Origin of the sequence: Klebsiella sp. 141240, assembly GCF_050600805.1 — a bacterium.
Lineage (GTDB): Bacteria > Pseudomonadota > Gammaproteobacteria > Enterobacterales > Enterobacteriaceae > Klebsiella > Klebsiella aerogenes.
The window spans coordinates 23,059-39,727 of sequence record NZ_JAQIRK010000020.1 but is presented as its reverse complement, the minus strand read 5'-3'; the positions used below and the strand labels follow the sequence as shown (position 1 = coordinate 39,727).

Below are 16,669 nucleotides of genomic sequence, written 5' to 3'. Positions count from 1 at the left end.
CGCTAACAGGGTATAGCCTTTAAACTTCTTTACATTTGGTAAGGCAAAAGCGTTTTCGCCTTTATATACTGAGAATAAGCCCCATTAGGCGGGCAGCAATGTGTTAACAGGGGGCAAGGGATGTTGCTAAAGAAACGGTATGGTCGACAATTGTCGGTGCTCAGCTTGAGCCTGGCTTTTGCATTTGCTCCGCTGTTTAATGTTCAGGCCGCAGAGCCTGAAATTATACCCACCGACAGCTCCGCGACGGTGGGCGATCTTTCGTCGGCATTGGTACAAAACGATGGTCAGTCCGCTGCGGTCGCGCAAATGGCCGGCGAGCAGCCGCTGGCGGCGGATGCGGTGGCGAAAAGCCGCGCTGAAATCGAGGCCATGCTGCCGTCGGGTTATCACCCGGTTTATATCAACCCGCTGGTGGCGCTGTACGCCGCCCGCGACATGAAACCCATGTGGGAGAACCGCGATGCGGTACAGGCCTTCCAGCAGCAGCTGGCAGAGGTCGCTATCGCCGGCTTCCAGCCGCAGTTCACCACATGGGTAAGCTTACTCACGGACCCGTCCATCAGCGGCATGGCTCGCGATGTCGTACTCTCCGACGCCATGATGGGATATCTGCATTTTATTAGCGGTATTCCGATGCAGGGGAACCGTTGGCTGTATGGCTCAACGCCGTACAAAATGGCGACGCCGCCGCTGTCGGTGATTAACCAGTGGCAGCTGGCGCTGGATAACGGTTCGCTACCGCAGTTTATTGCCGGACTGGCGCCACAACATTCACAATATGAAGCAATGCATCAGGCGCTGCTGACGCTGGTGGCGGATAACCGTCCGTGGCCGCAGCTGACCAGTAATGCCTCGCTGCGTCCGGGCGAGTGGAGCAACGATATTGGCGCCCTGCGTGAAATTCTGCAGCGTACCGGCATGCTGGATGATTCGGCGAAAATCGCCCTACCGGGCGATGTGGTAAGCCCATCGGCGAAACCGAAATCGAAAGCAAAACCTGCCGCGCGCGGCGTTTACGATCGCCAACTGGTAGAAGGCGTGAAGCGCTTTCAGGCCTGGCAAGGGCTGGGCGCTGATGGCGTCATCGGCCAGTCCACCCGCGACTGGCTGAACGTCTCTTCGGCGCAGCGTGCCGGCGTACTGGCGCTGAATATCCAGCGTCTGCGTTTGTTACCGAGTAAATTGTCCACCGGCATCATGGTCAATATTCCGGCGTTCTCGCTGGTCTATTACCAGGACGGCAGTCAGGTGCTGGCATCGAGAGTCATTGTCGGTCGTCCGGATCGTAAAACGCCGATGATGAGCAGCGCGTTGAACAACGTGGTAGTCAACCCGCCGTGGAACGTGCCGCCGACGCTGGCGCGCAAAGATATTCTGCCGAAGGTACGCAACAATCCAGGCTATCTGGAACAGCATGGTTATACGTTGATGCGCGGCTGGAACAGCAAAGAAGCTATCGATCCGTATGGCGTCGATTGGTCTACCATCACCGAGAAGAATCTACCGTTCCGTTTCCAGCAGGCGCCGGGCGCGCGCAACTCGCTGGGACGTTATAAGTTCAATATGCCAAGCTCGGATGCTATTTATCTCCACGATACGCCGAACCACAATCTGTTCCAGAAAGATGTTCGCGCGTTGAGCTCGGGCTGCGTTCGCGTCAATAAAGCCTCTGAACTGGCGAATATGCTTTTGCAGGATGCGGGCTGGAATGATTCACGCATTTCCGACGCGCTGAAGCAGGGGGATACGCGCTACGTCAATATTCGGCAAAATATTCCGGTTAATTTATATTATTTGACCGCCTTTGTTGGCGCTGATGGACGTACACAATATCGAACAGATATTTACAATTACGATCTCACCGCGCGATCCAGCGCACAAATTCTGCCAAAAGCGGAACAATTAATCAGGTAAATGAAGTAGTTCTGCGAAAAATGTTGTCCTAGCACTGAACGAAATCGGGCCATGGTCGTCTACAAGGCCCGTATTTCCTGGGGTGAGGCTGCCTTGACGTTGGCAATAATGCCCGGTAAGGTGCCTTTCGTGCGCCAGAAGTGCATATACATATAATCCGCAAAAATGTATTGCGGCGGTCAATACGACCCAGCCAAAAATGTTTTAGCGGAAAAGTATATTACGATTCATTTACCTGTAGACCTGATTATCATGGACAAATTTGACGCTAATCGCCGCAGATTGCTGGCGTTGGGTGGCGCTGCCCTCGGTGCTGCCGCCATTCTCCCTGCGCCGGCATTTGCCACCCTCTCGACCCCCCGACCGCGTATTTTGACGCTGAATAACCTGCACACCGGTGAATCACTCAAGGCGGAGTTTTTCGATGGTAGAGGCTATATTCAGGATGAATTAGCAAGACTTAACCACTTTTTCCGTGATTTCCGCGCGAACAAAATTAAGTCTATTGACCCAGGATTGTTCGATCAGCTTTACCGCCTGCAGGGACTACTCGGCACCAATAAGCCTGTCCAGCTCATCTCCGGTTATCGCTCCGTCGATACCAACGATGAACTTCGCGCACGAAGCCGTGGTGTAGCGAAACACAGCTATCACACCAAAGGCCAGGCGATGGATTTCCACATTGAAGGCGTTGCCTTAAGCAATATTCGCAAAGCGGCGTTATCTATGCGCTCAGGTGGTGTAGGATACTACCCACGTAGCAACTTTGTGCATATTGATACCGGTCCGGTACGGCACTGGTAACGAAAGGAGCATCATGAACTATCGTATTATTCCGGTCACGGCGTTCGCCCAAAACTGTTCTTTAATTTGGTGTGAACAAACCCGGCTTGCCGCTCTGGTCGATCCTGGCGGCGATGCCGAGCGCATCAAGGAAGAAGTGGCGGCGGCAGGCGTCAGCCTGATGCAGATCCTGTTGACGCATGGTCACCTGGATCACGTCGGCGCGGCAGCCGAGCTGGCGCAACATTACGGTGTGCCAATTATTGGACCGGAAAAAGAAGATGAGTTCTGGCTGGAAGGATTGCCGGCGCAAAGCCGCATGTTCGGGCTGGATGAGTGTCAGCCGTTGCAACCGGACCGCTGGCTGAATGAAGGCGATGTGGTGACCGTCGGCAATATCGCTTTGCAGGTATTGCACTGTCCTGGCCATACGCCGGGGCACGTGGTTTTCTTTGACGATGCCTCTCGTCTGCTGATTTCCGGCGATGTGATTTTCAAAGGCGGAGTAGGGCGCAGCGACTTCCCGCGCGGCGACCATGGACAACTGATTGATGCGATTAAACGTAAACTGCTGCCGTTGGGCGACGACGTGACGTTTATCCCCGGTCATGGCCCGTTATCGACGCTGGGATATGAGCGCCTGCATAATCCGTTCCTGCAGGATGAAATGCCGGTCTGGTAATGCCTGACCTCAAGGAAGTAAAAAAGGCCGCGTTTGCGGCCTTTTTCTTATGCGTCAGGGCTGAGAATTACAGCACCGCGACGATGGCTTCGCACAGCGGCGCCATATTATCAGGCGTCATGCCGGCAACGTTGATACGCCCGGACGCGACCGCATAAATAGCGAACTCTTCACGCAGACGCAGTACCTGCTCTTTGGTCAGGCCGCTAAACGAGAACATCCCATTCTGTTTGGTGATGAAGGTAAAGTCGCGGCTGGCGCCTTTTTCCTGCAGAGTATTCACAAACAGTAAGCGCATGCGCTGAATACGCTGGCGCATATCGGTGAGTTCTTGTTCCCAGATGGCGCGCAGCGCGTCGTTGCTGAGAATCGTCGCCACCACCGAGGCGCCGTGCGCCGGCGGGTTTGAGTAGTTGGCGCGGATAACCGCTTTCATCTGGCTGAACGCGCGATCGACGGTGTCCTGATCGGCGGCAACCAGCGTACAGGCGCCAACGCGCTCGTTATACAGGCCGAAGTTTTTCGAGTAAGAGCTGGCGACCAGTAGCTCTTTATGCAGCGCGGCAAACGCACGCAGGCCTTCAGCGTCTTCTTCCAGACCGCGGGCGAAGCCCTGGTAGGCGAAGTCAAACAGCGGCAGCCAGCCTTTTTCGGCGGACATTTGCGCCAGCTGCTGCCACTGCTCCAGCGTCGGATCGATACCGGTTGGGTTGTGGCAGCAGCCGTGGAACAGCACAACGTCGCCCGCCTGCGCTTCGTTCAGGCTGGCCAGCAGACCGTCGAAATCAAGCTGGTGGTTAGCGGCATCGTAGTAAGCGTATTCACGCACTTCCAGCCCGGCTGCGCCGAAAACGCTTTTATGGTTCGGCCAGCTTGGGTTGCTTACCCATACCCGTTTAACGTCGGTGTTTTTGGCAAGGAAATCAGCCGCTACGCGCAGGCCGCCGGTGCCGCCTGGGGTTTGGGCGGTACGGGCGCGCTTATCGCTGATAATTGCGCTTCCTTTACCGAACAGCAGCTCCTGAGTGCAGCGACCAAACTCCGGAATACCATCAATACCGAGGTAGTTTTTGGTGGTTTCATTTTCCAGCAGATATTGCTCGGCTTTTTTTACGCTGGTCAGAACAGGTGTTTTACCTGTCTCATCTTTGTAAACACCAATTCCGAGGTTAATTTTGCCTGGGCGGTCATCGGCACGAAACAGATCGGCCAGGCCCAGAATAGGGTCGGCAGGGGCGGCTGTAATGTTCTCAAACATGACGAGGTTCCATTGTGATTACTGAGGGAAATCCGCTATCAGGGTAACGGTAGATTTACAAATTGCCAACCGTTTGCGACAAAAAGCGAGAAGGTTTTTGCAAGTTACGATCTTCGTCTTAGTAACGCAGAAAAGCAGGACCGAAGTCCTGCTTTTTAGGCATATCACGAAGGGGTGTACTACAGATTAGAACTGGTAAACGATACCAACCGCAGCCTGGTCGTCGGTGGCGACGCCAGCTTCACGAGTATAGGAATTGTCGTCCAGCTGGTTGAACTTGTACGCCGCGTACACGTTCATGTTTTTGTTGAAGTAGTACCAGGTACCCAGTTCAATGTATTTAACCAGGTCAGCATCGCCGCCGCCGAAGCCGCCGCGAGCCTGCAGGTTTTTACCTTTTGTCTGCACGTAGCCGAGGGACGGACGCAGACCGAAATCGAACTGATACTGAACCACGGCTTCGAAGTTCTGAGTTTTGCCCGCGAAGTAGTTATCTTCTTCCGGCGTCATGTTGTAAGTCTGGGAGTACATGACAGCGGCGTAGATGTTGTTAGCATCGTACTTAGCAGAGGTTGCCCATGCTTCAGCTTTGTTACCGTTACCGTCACGCTTCTGGTCGGCGCTGCGGTTGGAGTTAGCATAACCTGCGGACAGCGCGATACCGTTATCAAACGCGTAGGTTGCCGCGGTGCTGAAACCGTCGCCATTCTGTTTACGAATAACGCGGTCGTGATCGTTTTTGCCCTGATACTGAAGCGCGAAGCTCAGGCCGTCCACCAGACCGAAGAAGTCTGAGTTACGGTAGGTGGCCACGCCGTTGGTACGGCCGGTCATGTAGTTATCAGTGTAGTTCCAGCCGTCGCCGCCCCACTCAACCAGCATATCGGTTGCGGATTCGACGTCGTAGATGGCGCCGTAGTTACGGCCGTAATCGAATGAACCATATTCGCCCGCTTTCAGACCGGCGAAGGCCAGACGGGTTTTGGTGGTCTGGGAACCTTCAACGTTGGACGCATCCATGTTGTATTCCCACTGGCCGTAACCGATCAACTGGTCGTTGATCTGGGTTTCGCCTTTCAGGCCGATACGGGCATAGGTGGTGTCGTCGCTGCTGGTGTCACCATTGGTGGTCCAGACATGTTCGCCAACCATTTTTCCGTAGAAATCCAGTTTGTTACCATTTTTGTTATAGATTTCCGCAGCGTTGGCCGCACCGGCTACCAGCAGGGCAGGGATCACCACTGCCAGAATATTGCGCTTCATCATTATTTATTACCCTCATTAATATTTTTTATATGACACTTGCCACCGCCAGCAATAAATTCCGTCAATGAAAATTTACAGAACTATTGAAGATAGTTTGGTGTCTGAAGGCATCTTTCCATCGGTGGTGCCGTTTCGCTAGCCGGAAAATGCTACCAATATCGTAAATTGGTTACAAAAAGAAAAAACATGTAACTAAATATGTATTTTTAGGAACTTTGTGAACTCAATCAAAATTCCGTTCCACTTTGCGAAGATTGTCACCTTCTCATATATATCTATATGAATTAGTTATGAATATTTTCGCTAAAGCCAGATTTGATTATTTTTTGACTCAATTACGTCCCATTTTCGCTCAGGCGCTATTTTTGCATAACGTGCGCAGAATGATTAAAAAATAGCCAATTCAATCAGCGTATTCACTTGTGTCTTAACATAAGGTGCGAAATCTACGTACTAAGGGTAAGGAAATAGTGAGTAACATAATTACGAAATGTGAAGGTTGATGTTTAAGTTTGTTGAAATTCGTTCACGAAAATTGACATAAAAAAAGGTCGGCTTGCGCCGACCTTGTCAGTGTTTTTACGAAACGCGATTAGAATGTGGCGTTACGTGGCGTACGTGGGAAAGGAATCACGTCGCGAACGTTCTGTACGCCGGTTACGTAGGCGATAAGACGCTCGAAGCCCAGACCGAAGCCGGAATGCGGTACGGTGCCGTAACGGCGCAGATCACGATACCACCAGTAGTCTTCTTTATTCAGACCCATTTCGGCCATACGCGCGTCCAGCACGTCGAGACGCTCTTCACGCTGGGAGCCGCCGATGATTTCGCCGATGCCCGGCGCCAGAACGTCCATTGCGGCGACGGTTTTACCGTCTTCGTTAAGGCGCATGTAGAACGCCTTAATGTCTTTCGGATAGTTTTTCACGACCACCGGCGCTTTGAAGTGCTCTTCGGCCAGATAACGCTCATGCTCGGAGGAGAGATCCACGCCCCAGTACACCGGGTTTTCAAACTGCTTGCCGCAGTTTTCCAGGATAGTGACGGCGTCGGTGTAATCAACCTGGGCGAAATCAGCAGAGACAAAACGCTGCAGACGGTCGATGGCGTCCTTATCTACGCGCTCGGCAAAGAACTTCATGTCATCCGCACGCTCTTCCAGTACCGCCTTGAAGACGTACTTCAGCATGGCTTCCGCCAGACCGGCAACATCGTTGAGGCTCGCGAAGGCAACTTCTGGCTCCAGCATCCAGAACTCCGCCAGGTGGCGGCTGGTGTTGGAGTTTTCGGCGCGGAAGGTTGGGCCGAAAGTATAGATTTTGGACAGTGCGCAGGCATAGGTCTCACCGTTCAACTGACCGGAAACGGTCAGGAACGACTCTTTACCGAAGAAGTCTTTATCGAAATCGACTTTACCCTGGTCGTTACGCGGCAGGTTTTCCAGATCCAGCGTTGATACGCGGAACATTTCACCGGCGCCTTCGGTATCGGAAGCGGTGATAAGCGGGGTGGATACCCAGAAGAAACCCTGTTCGTCGAAGAAACGGTGCAGCGCCTGCGCCAGGGTGTGACGTACGCGCGCTACCGCGCCAATCAGGTTGGTGCGCGGACGCAGGTGCGCCACTTCACGCAGATACTCGATGCTGTGGCGTTTCGCCGCCATCGGGTAAGTGTCCGGATCTTCAACCCAGCCGGTGACTTCCACGCTGGAGGCCTGGATTTCAAAGCTCTGGCCCTGACCCTGGGAGGCCACGACTTTGCCGGTGACGATAACCGAGCAGCCGGTGGTCAGGCGTAATACTTCCTGATTGTAATTGGGCAGAGAATTATTAATAACGGCCTGTACAGGATCAAAGCAGGAACCGTCATAGACGGCGAGGAAAGAAAAGCCAGCTTTAGAATCTCGGCGGGTACGCACCCATCCGCGCACGGTGACTTCGCTGTCAACGGCAACGCGGCCCTGGAGTACGTCGGCTACAGGCACAACGCTCATAATATTCTCTCTATATAGTCCAATAAAAAAGTCTCTTCCCCTTCAACGGGGGGATATCTATGTTACCTGTCATCTTCCATCAGACAAGCAGAATTCGCATCATAAAGGGATAATTTGATAATAATTAATAAAGAAAAAGGAGCCTGCCAGGCTCCTTGTTGAAATTAACTCGCCTTTTTAATCGGCGGCAGGTCAAACGCCTCGCGCAGGGCGCGGACGAACGCCTTATCGTGGCAGATAGTTTTACCCGGGCTGTCGGAGAGTTTCGCCACCGGCTTGCCGTTACATTCTACTAGTTTTATCACGATATTTAGCGGTTTCACCTGTGGGATGTCGCAGGTTAACCGGGTGCCGATACCGAAGCTGAGCTTCACCCGCGAGGAGAAGTGGCGATACAGATCGACCGCTTTGCCGAGGTCGAGGTTATCGGAGAACACCAGCACTTTACTCATCGGGTTGATACCCAATTTCTGATAATGGGCGATTGCTTTCTCGCCCCACTCCAGCGGATCCCCGGAATCATGGCGCAGTCCCTGATAGCGGGTGGCGAATTCAGGACCGAAATCACGCAGGAAAGCGTCCATGGTGATGCAGTCGGTCAGAGCAATACCCAGCCGATCCGGATATTCCGCCAGCCAGGCGGCGAGCGCCGCGCGCTGGCTGCTGGCCAGGTTTGGACTGATCTGCTGGTGGGCCTGGAACCATTCGTGCGCCTGGGTGCCCATCGGGGTTAAATTGAGTCGGCGGGCCAGATCGTAATTGCTGGTGCCGACAAACCACGGCTCCTGCTGCAAGCGCTGCACGATAGCCTGCTGTACTTCACGGGAGAAGCGGCGGCGGGTGCCGAAATCCATCAGGCGGAATGCCGACATATCGATGTCGGCGGTCATGTCGGCGAAGTCGGCAAGCTTATGTTCGAGCGTCTCCAGCGCCAGATCGACGCCGATTTCCGGCGAACGGTAGTGGTGCACCAGTTCGCTGATGACCGCCAGCAGCGGCACTTCCCACATGATCACTTCGCGCCACGGCCCGGCGAGGCGAATATTCAGCTTGCCATGATCGTTGATAACGGTGACCTGGCTTGGGTCGTAACGGAAGTCGCGTAGCCAGTCGAGATAGTCCTGCGAGAAGAACGGCAGGGTGGACAGCCAGCGATACTCATCGTCCTGCAGCTTCAGGTCGCGCATGGTTTCGACCTGCTCGCGAATCGCTTCGGCATAGATGCCGAGCAGATCGTCTCCGCGGCAGCGGAACTCTGCCGCTACCTCCACATCGTAGTAGCGGTGGAAGACGGCCTGCTGCATATGCAGCTTATAGGCATCCGTATCAAGCAGCGAGTGCAGTACAGGAGAAGTGAATTGTGTCATGGTGCGCAGTAGCATCCTCTCACTGGGGCGTTCCATTCAAACCAAAGCAGAAAAAAGGAGGCGGAGTATACCTTTAATACCCGGTGCTGTCCTGCTGCGATGGCTCGACGGTAACGCTGACGGTCATTTGCGAGGCCTAGTTTAATATATTGAACACGGATCACACCACAAGCTTTGCGTCGGGTCGAGCGCATTTCGTGCCTCATGTGTTATCAAAATGTAGCGATTTTCGTGTTGAACGTTGAAAAGATGAAGATTCTGCATAGCGCGATCTGCGCAACAGGAATAGACTGGAGCCGATACTTTACAGACACGCTAAAGGTTTTTTATGACACAACAGCCCCAAGCCAAATACCGCCACGACTACCGTGCGCCGGATTATCTGATTAGCGATATTGATTTGACCTTTGACCTGGATGCCGCGAAAACCGTTGTCACGGCCGAGAGTAAGGTTTCCCGTCACGCGGCTGCGTCTGATGTGCCATTGCGTCTGGATGGCGAAGACCTGACTCTGATTTCACTACAGGTGAACGGCCAGCCGTGGAACGACTATAAAGAAGAAAATAATCAGCTGGTGATTGGCGGTTTGCCGGACAATTTCACCCTGACTATCGTCAATGAAATTAGCCCGGCGGCGAACACCGCGCTGGAAGGCCTGTATCAGTCAGGCGAAGCGCTATGTACCCAGTGCGAAGCAGAGGGCTTCCGCCATATTACCTGGTACCTCGACCGTCCGGATGTGCTGGCGCGCTTCACCACCAAAATCATCGCCGATAAGGCGAAATACCCCTACCTGCTTTCTAACGGTAACCGCGTAGCCCAGGGTGAGCTGGACAATGGCCGTCACTGGATCCAATGGCAGGATCCGTTCCCGAAACCCTGTTACCTGTTCGCGCTGGTAGCCGGCGATTTCGATGTGCTGCGTGACACCTTCACCACCCGTTCCGGGCGTGAAGTCGCCCTTGAACTGTACGTTGACCGCGGCAACCTCGACCGCGCGCCGTGGGCGATGACTTCGCTGAAGAATTCGATGAAGTGGGACGAAACTCGTTTCGGTCTCGAATATGACCTCGACATCTATATGATCGTCGCCGTCGACTTCTTCAACATGGGCGCGATGGAGAACAAAGGCCTCAACGTCTTTAACTCTAAATACGTGCTGGCCCGTACCGATACCGCGACCGATAAAGACTACCTCGATATCGAGCGCGTCATAGGTCACGAATATTTCCATAACTGGACCGGCAACCGTGTGACCTGTCGCGACTGGTTCCAGCTCAGCCTGAAAGAAGGGCTGACCGTATTCCGCGATCAGGAGTTCAGTTCCGACCTCGGCTCGCGCGCGGTGAACCGCATCAACAACGTGCGTACCATGCGTGGGCTGCAGTTTGCCGAAGACGCCAGCCCGATGGCGCACCCGATCCGTCCGGATATGGTTATCGAAATGAACAACTTCTACACCCTGACGGTCTATGAAAAGGGCGCCGAAGTGATCCGTATGCTGCACACCCTGTTGGGCGAAGCCAATTTCCAGAAAGGGATGCAGTTGTACTTTGAACGCCACGACGGCAGCGCCGCCACCTGCGATGATTTCGTGCAGGCGATGGAAGATGCTTCGAACGTGGATCTGTCGCATTTCCGTCGCTGGTACAGCCAGTCCGGCACGCCGGTCGTTACCGTGCATGACGACTATAACCCGGAAACCGAGCAGTACACCCTGACTATCAGCCAGCGTACGCCGCCGACCGCGGAACAGGCCGACAAGCAGCCGCTGCACATCCCGTTCAGTATCGAGCTGTACGATAACGAAGGCAAAGCGATCCCGCTGCAGAAGGGCGGTCATCCGGTACATCACGTATTGAATGTCACCCAGGCGGAACAGACATTCGTCTTTGATAACGTTTACTTCCAGCCGGTACCGGCGCTGCTGTGTGAATTCTCCGCGCCGGTCAAGCTTGAATATAAGTGGAGCGACCAGCAGCTGACGTTCCTGATGCGCCACGCGCGTAACGACTTCTCGCGTTGGGATGCCGCGCAGAGTCTGCTGGCGACCTACATCAAGCTCAACGTTAACCGTCATCAGCAGGGGCAGCCGCTGTCGCTGCCGATCCACGTCGCTGACGCCTTCCGCGCGATCCTGCTCGATGAGAAAATCGATCCGGCGCTGGCGGCGGAAATTTTAACGCTGCCGTCGGCCAACGAAATCGCAGAACTGTTCGCCATCATCGATCCGATTGCCATCGCGGCGGTGCGCGAAGCGCTGACCCGTACGCTGGCGAAAGAACTGGCCGATGAGCTGCTGGTGGTTTACAACGCCAACAAGCTCGACAGCTATCGCGTAGACCATGCCGATATCGGTAAACGTTCCCTGCGCAATACCTGCCTGCGCTATCTGGCTTTTGGCGATGTTGAATTGGCAGATAAGCTGGTGCAAGCCCAGTATCATCATGCTGACAACATGACCGACGCGTTGGCTGCGCTGTCGTCGGCGGTGGCGGCTGAGTTGCCGTGCCGTGATGCTTTGATGCAGGAGTATGACGATAAGTGGCACCAGGACGGCCTGGTGATGGACAAGTGGTTTATTCTGCAGTCCACCAGCCCGGCGGCCAATGTGGTTGAGACGGTACGCGGCTTGCTCAAGCACCGTTCATTCACGATGAGCAACCCAAACCGGGTACGTTCGCTGATCGGCGCCTTCGCGAGTAGCAACCCGGCGGCGTTCCATGCCGAAGACGGCAGCGGTTACCAGTTCCTGGTGGAAATGCTGACCGAGCTCAATAGTCGCAACCCGCAGGTGGCGTCGCGTCTAATTGAGCCGCTGATTCGTCTGAAACGCTACGATGAGAAACGTCAGGCCAAGATGCGTGCGGCGCTGGAACAGCTGAAAGGGCTGGAGAATCTCTCCGGCGATCTGTTCGAGAAGATTACCAAAGCGCTGGCGTAACGGCCGCAAAATCCCCGGTAGCGCTCTCGCTTACCGGGGCTACAGCGCTGTGCGATTTGGTAGCCCGGCCGAGCGAAGCGCGGGCCGGGGACATTAGTTAGCCATGACTAAACAAACGGGGCGCACGCTCGCTGTCGCCGCGCTTCATCACCCGATCGAGCACCTGTGCTTCCAGTTCCGCCAGCTTCGCCGAGCCGAACCGCCGCGGACGCGGAATATCCACGCTCAAATCGAGGCCAATTTTCTTTTCTTCTATTAACAGCACCCGGTCGGCCATCGCCACCGCTTCACTCACATCATGAGTTACCAGCAACACGGTAAAGCCGTGTTCTTGCCAGAGCGAAACAATCAATTCCTGCATTTCCAGACGGGTGAGGGCGTCAAGCGCTCCCAGCGGTTCATCCAGCAGCAGCAGACGCGGGCGATGGATCAGCGCGCGGGCCAGCGCAACGCGCTGTTTTTGCCCGCCGGAGAGGGCCGCCGGCCACTCATCGGCTCTCTCTTCCAGCCCGACGCTGGCCAGCGCCTGGCGGGCGGCATCGCGCCACTGGCCCTTCAGCCCAAGTCCAACGTTGTCGATAACCGTTTTCCACGGTAGCAACCGCGCGTCCTGGAACATCATGCGCGTATCCTCCTGGATCTGCGCAAGCGGCGTCGCGCCAGCCAGCAGTTCGCCGCCATTGGGTTTTTCCAGCCCGGCCAGCAGGCGCAACAGGGTGCTTTTACCGCCGCCGCTGCGGCCGACCACTGCGACAAATTGCCCGGTAGGAATATGTAAATCCAGCTCATTGAGAATGACATTGTCGCCGTAGCGTTTGCTGACCCCATTGAGTAACAGCGGGATCCCGGGATTAAGACGAGCAGTATTCATGCGTTAGCCTCCTGAAGACGGTACGCCGGGTTCCAGCGCAGCCAGACGCGTTCCAGCAGTTGCGCGCTAAAATCGGCGAGCTTGCCGAGAATGGCGTAAAGAATAATGGCGACCACCACCACATCGGTTTGCAGAAATTCGCGGGCGTTCATCGCCAGATAACCAATCCCGGCATTAGCCGAGATGGTCTCAGCAACGATAAGCGTCAGCCACATTAATCCGAGAGCGAAGCGAATGCCGACCATAATCGAGGGCAGGGCGCCGGGGAGGATTACGTGGCGGAAGAGGGCGAACCCGGATAAGCCATAGCTACGCGCCATTTCCACCAGACCGCGATCGATATTGCGGATACCGTGCCAGGTATTGATATAAATCGGAAACATCGTCCCCAGCGCGACAAGAAATATTTTGGCGCTTTCGTCAATACCAAACCACAAAATCACCAATGGAATTAGCGCCAGATGCGGCACATTGCGCAGCATCTGGATGGAGGTATCCAGCAGGCGTTCGCCCCAGCGCGAGAGGCCGCTGATGAGTCCGAGCGTCAGGCCGATGGAGCCGCCAATGGCGAAGCCGAGTAAGGCGCGCCAGGAACTGATCGCCAGGTGTTGCCACAGCTCGCCGCTGGCGGAGAGCGTCCAGAAGGCTTTCAGTACCCCCTCCGGAGAGGGGAGAATACGGGTTGAGAGCCAGCCTACCGATGACGCCAATTGCCAGATAAGCACGGTGCCCACCGGTAAAAACCAGGGAGTGAGGCGTAATAGAAGTTTTTGCGAAGAGGCTGCCATAGTTCGCTCCCTAACTTTGCGCCGCTTTACGCGGGATAAATTCGTTCGCCACCGCTTCGCCCTGCAGGCGCAAGTTTTGCGGCTGAGGAATCGTCGGGACGTTGACATCGAGCAGCGGGAACAGCAGTTCGCCGACTCGCCAGGCTTCCTCAAGGTGCGGGTAGCCGGAGAAGATAAAACTGTCGATGCCTAGTTCGGCGTATTCATTAATACGTTCGGCGACGGTAGCCGCATCGCCCACCAGCGCGGTGCCCGCGCCACCGCGCGCCAGACCGACGCCCGCCCACAGATTCGGGCTGATTTCCAGCTTGTCGCGACGGCCGTTGTGCAGCGCCGCCATGCGATGCTGGCCAACAGAATCGGTTTGCGCGAAGGCTGCCTGCGCGCGGGCGATGGTTTCGTCATCCAGATGGGAGATTAAGCTTTCCGCCGCTTGCCATGCCTCTTCATTGGTTTCGCGAACGATGACGTGCAAACGAATACCAAAGCGGACGCTGCGGCCGAGGCGCGCGGCTTTCTCACGCACCTGGGCGATTTTTTCCGCCACCTGCGCTGGCGGTTCGCCCCAGGTCAGGTAGAGGTCGACCTGTTCGGCGGCCAGATCCTGTGCAACGTCCGAGGAGCCGCCAAAGTAGAGCGGCGGTCGCGGCTGTTGCTGCGGCGGGAAGAGCAGTTTCGCCCCGCGCACGTGCTGGTGCTTGCCGTGGAAAGTCACGGTTTCACCTTCCATCAGTTTGCGCCAGATATGGGTGAACTCGGCGGAGGCTTCGTAGCGTTCGGTGTGGTCGAGGAATACGCCATCGCCGGCTAATTCATTTGGATCGCTGCCGGTGACCAGATTGAACAAGGCCCGGCCATTAGAGAGCCGGTCAAGCGTGGCAGCCTGGCGCGCGGCGACGGTGGGGGATACCACGCTTGGGCGCAGCGCGACAAGAAACTTCAGCCGTTGGGTGACGGGGATCATTGAAGCGGCAACCAGCCAGGCATCTTCGCACGAGCGTCCGGTAGGAATGAGTACGCCGGTGAAGCCGAGCCGGTCGGCGGCCTGGGCGATTTGCTGCAGATAACTGTAATCTACCGGGCGCGCGCCTTCATCGGTGCCCAGATAGCGGCCGTCACCGTGGGTGGGTAAGAACCAGAACATATTCAGACTCATGATTTCGCTCCTTGTGCGGGGGCAGGCTGCCAGATACGGTTTTGAATAGTGATTTTTTTCGGTACCAGCTTGTTTTCATAGAAGAGATCGGCGGTTTGCTGTTGGCGAGCGGCCGTTTCAGCGCTTACCGGTGATATCGCAGTGGGCGGACGATGGTCGAGATAGCTGGCAATCACCGCTTCGGGTAGACCCATCGTTTTGGCCAGCAGGGCAATACTTTGCTGGCGATGGCTAATGGTCAGGGCATCCGCCTGGCTAAAGGTCTCCAGCACGCCTTCGATAAAGGCGCCGTTCTTTTCGGCATAAGGACGAGCGGCAAGATAGAACGAACCGGTCTGCTTCAGGTCGCTACCATCTTTCAGTACCCGTACCTCGCCTTGCAGCAGCGCCGCAGAGTAATAGGGATCCCAGATGGCCCAGGCGTCGACATTGCCCTGCTGGAAGGCGGCGCGAGCATCGGCGGGGGCGAGATACACCGGCTGGATATCGCTGAATTTCAGACCTGCCTGCTGTAGAGCGCGCAGCAGCAGATTGTGCGAGCTTGAGCCCTTCTGGAACGCCACCTTACGGCCTTTCAGTTCAGCCACGCTTTTGATTGGGCTGTTATCGGCAACCAGAATCACTTCCGCTTTCGGTTTCGCTGGTTCAGCGCCGATATAGACCAGATCGGCGCCAGCAGCCTGAGCGAAAATCGGTGGGATATCGCCGGTGCTGCCGATATCAATACTGCCGACGTTCAGCGCTTCCAGCATTTGCGGCCCGGCGGGAAACTCGACCCACGAAATCTTAGTTTGCGGATAGCGTTGCTCCAGCAGTTGATGGCTCTTCGCCAGCACCATACTGACGCTGCCTTTCTGGTAGCCGATGCGTAACGCTTCCGGCGCCTGCGGGGCCGCATGCGTAATAAAGGAAAGCATGAATAGCCCGCCGAGGGTTAGGGCACGCAGAGGATTAAGCATGCTCAACCCCCTGTAACGTCTTTAGTCCGGGGATGCGGCTGTTGCGGCGATTCAGCGCCTGCCAGAAGGTCTCCAGCGCCTGGTCGAGACGGTTTTGCAGATTCGGTGTGAACTGCGGCTTGTGTTGATAATCGGTGACCTGGCTGTCATCGGCGAATACGCCGTGGAGGATCTCCTGCGCTTTGAGAGCATTAAGCACTGGTTTAAGCGCGTAATCGACCGCCAGCATATGGGCGATGGTGCCGCCTGTCGCCAGCGGCAGGACAATTTTGCCTTCCAGAGCGCGTTCGGGGAGCAAATCCAGTAGCGTCTTCAGCGCGCCGGAAAAAGAGGCTTTATAGACGGGAGTGGCGATAATCAGGCCATCAGCGCCGGCCAGTTGTTCATTTAAGGTATGCAGAGCGGGGTTATCGAAGCGGGCGTAAAGCAGATCTTCGGGATCAAAATTCTGTAAATGCCAGTGATAGACTTCGATGTCGGCCGCGGTAAGTTTCTCTCTGGTGTACTCCAGCAATGCGCTTGAGCGAGAAGGGTAGCGGGGGCTGCCCGCGATTGTAATAACGCGCATACACTCTCCTTATAACCAAATGTTTGCATTTATATATAATTGATAACATTTTATGGCAGTGTGACAGAGGGCGTTTATTTCCCTAAATGATTTTTCCGGCGTTAAATTGCCAAAATG

Annotated in this window: 13 protein-coding genes; 4 read left to right on the top strand and 9 right to left on the bottom strand. The window is 55.4% G+C overall.

All coding sequences use genetic code 11. From position 1 onward, the window contains the following. Positions 1-120: 120 nt before the first annotated feature. From ldtD to PGQ95_RS22955, 3 genes are all read left to right on the top strand, one after another. Complete coding sequence (gene ldtD / locus PGQ95_RS22965; protein WP_430919436.1) at positions 121-1,917, top strand: L,D-transpeptidase; 1,797 nt, start codon at positions 121-123, stop codon at positions 1,915-1,917. Positions 1,918-2,169: 252 nt separating this feature from the next. After that, a complete protein-coding gene (locus PGQ95_RS22960; RefSeq protein WP_015367456.1) occupies positions 2,170-2,721 on the top strand; it encodes a YcbK family protein in 552 nt (183 codons plus the stop codon). A gap of 13 nt (positions 2,722-2,734) precedes the next feature. Next, the gene (locus tag PGQ95_RS22955; protein WP_015367455.1) at positions 2,735-3,382 is read left to right on the top strand and encodes an MBL fold metallo-hydrolase; all 648 of its coding nucleotides are present in this window, start codon (positions 2,735-2,737) and stop codon (positions 3,380-3,382) included. Between the two features lie 67 nt (positions 3,383-3,449). On the opposite strand, the gene PGQ95_RS22950 is transcribed toward PGQ95_RS22955, so the two are convergent. The 4 genes from PGQ95_RS22950 to pncB form a co-directional block, all read right to left on the bottom strand. After that, complete coding sequence (locus PGQ95_RS22950; protein WP_045395708.1) at positions 3,450-4,640, bottom strand: amino acid aminotransferase; 1,191 nt, start codon at positions 4,638-4,640, stop codon at positions 3,450-3,452. 186 nt (positions 4,641-4,826) lie between these two features. Then, positions 4,827-5,906 (bottom strand): porin OmpK35, encoded by a 1,080-nt coding sequence (gene ompK35, locus PGQ95_RS22945; RefSeq protein WP_063447558.1) that lies wholly within the window; start codon positions 5,904-5,906, stop codon positions 4,827-4,829. 592 nt (positions 5,907-6,498) lie between these two features. Beyond that, positions 6,499-7,899, bottom strand: coding sequence for an asparagine--tRNA ligase (gene asnS / locus PGQ95_RS22940; protein ID WP_047045619.1), 1,401 nt, complete (start codon positions 7,897-7,899; stop codon positions 6,499-6,501). A gap of 164 nt (positions 7,900-8,063) precedes the next feature. Continuing rightward, the gene (gene pncB / locus PGQ95_RS22935) at positions 8,064-9,266 is read right to left on the bottom strand and encodes a nicotinate phosphoribosyltransferase (RefSeq protein ID WP_430919434.1); all 1,203 of its coding nucleotides are present in this window, start codon (positions 9,264-9,266) and stop codon (positions 8,064-8,066) included. A 328-nt stretch (positions 9,267-9,594) separates the two neighbouring features. On the opposite strand from pncB, the gene pepN reads away from it, so the two are divergent. Further along, complete coding sequence (pepN, locus tag PGQ95_RS22930; RefSeq protein ID WP_308958473.1) at positions 9,595-12,210, top strand: aminopeptidase N; 2,616 nt, start codon at positions 9,595-9,597, stop codon at positions 12,208-12,210. A gap of 97 nt (positions 12,211-12,307) precedes the next feature. On the opposite strand, the gene ssuB is transcribed toward pepN, so the two are convergent. Genes ssuB through ssuE form a run of 5 tightly spaced genes read right to left on the bottom strand, consistent with a single transcriptional unit; the run spans position 12,308 to position 16,552 of the window. Then, positions 12,308-13,081: an aliphatic sulfonates ABC transporter ATP-binding protein gene (ssuB, locus tag PGQ95_RS22925; protein WP_113374280.1), complete on the bottom strand. Its 774-nt coding sequence runs from the start codon at positions 13,079-13,081 to the stop codon at positions 12,308-12,310. Next, positions 13,078-13,869 (bottom strand): aliphatic sulfonate ABC transporter permease SsuC, encoded by a 792-nt coding sequence (ssuC, locus tag PGQ95_RS22920; RefSeq protein ID WP_430919431.1) that lies wholly within the window; start codon positions 13,867-13,869, stop codon positions 13,078-13,080. Before ssuC ends, ssuB begins: the two co-directional genes overlap by 4 nt. Before the next feature lie 10 nt (positions 13,870-13,879). After that, entirely contained in the window at positions 13,880-15,025 is a 1,146-nt protein-coding gene (gene ssuD / locus PGQ95_RS22915) for an FMNH2-dependent alkanesulfonate monooxygenase (RefSeq protein WP_015367446.1), read from the bottom strand. Continuing rightward, positions 15,022-15,984, bottom strand: a complete 963-nt coding sequence (locus tag PGQ95_RS22910; protein ID WP_430919429.1) for a sulfonate ABC transporter substrate-binding protein — start codon at positions 15,982-15,984, stop codon at positions 15,022-15,024. Before PGQ95_RS22910 ends, ssuD begins: the two co-directional genes overlap by 4 nt. Then, on the bottom strand, positions 15,977-16,552 hold the full coding sequence (gene ssuE, locus PGQ95_RS22905) for an NADPH-dependent FMN reductase (RefSeq protein ID WP_087858135.1): 576 nt from the start codon (positions 16,550-16,552) through the stop codon (positions 15,977-15,979). The genes PGQ95_RS22910 and ssuE overlap by 8 nt, the downstream gene beginning before the upstream one ends. Positions 16,553-16,669 lie beyond the last annotated feature (117 nt).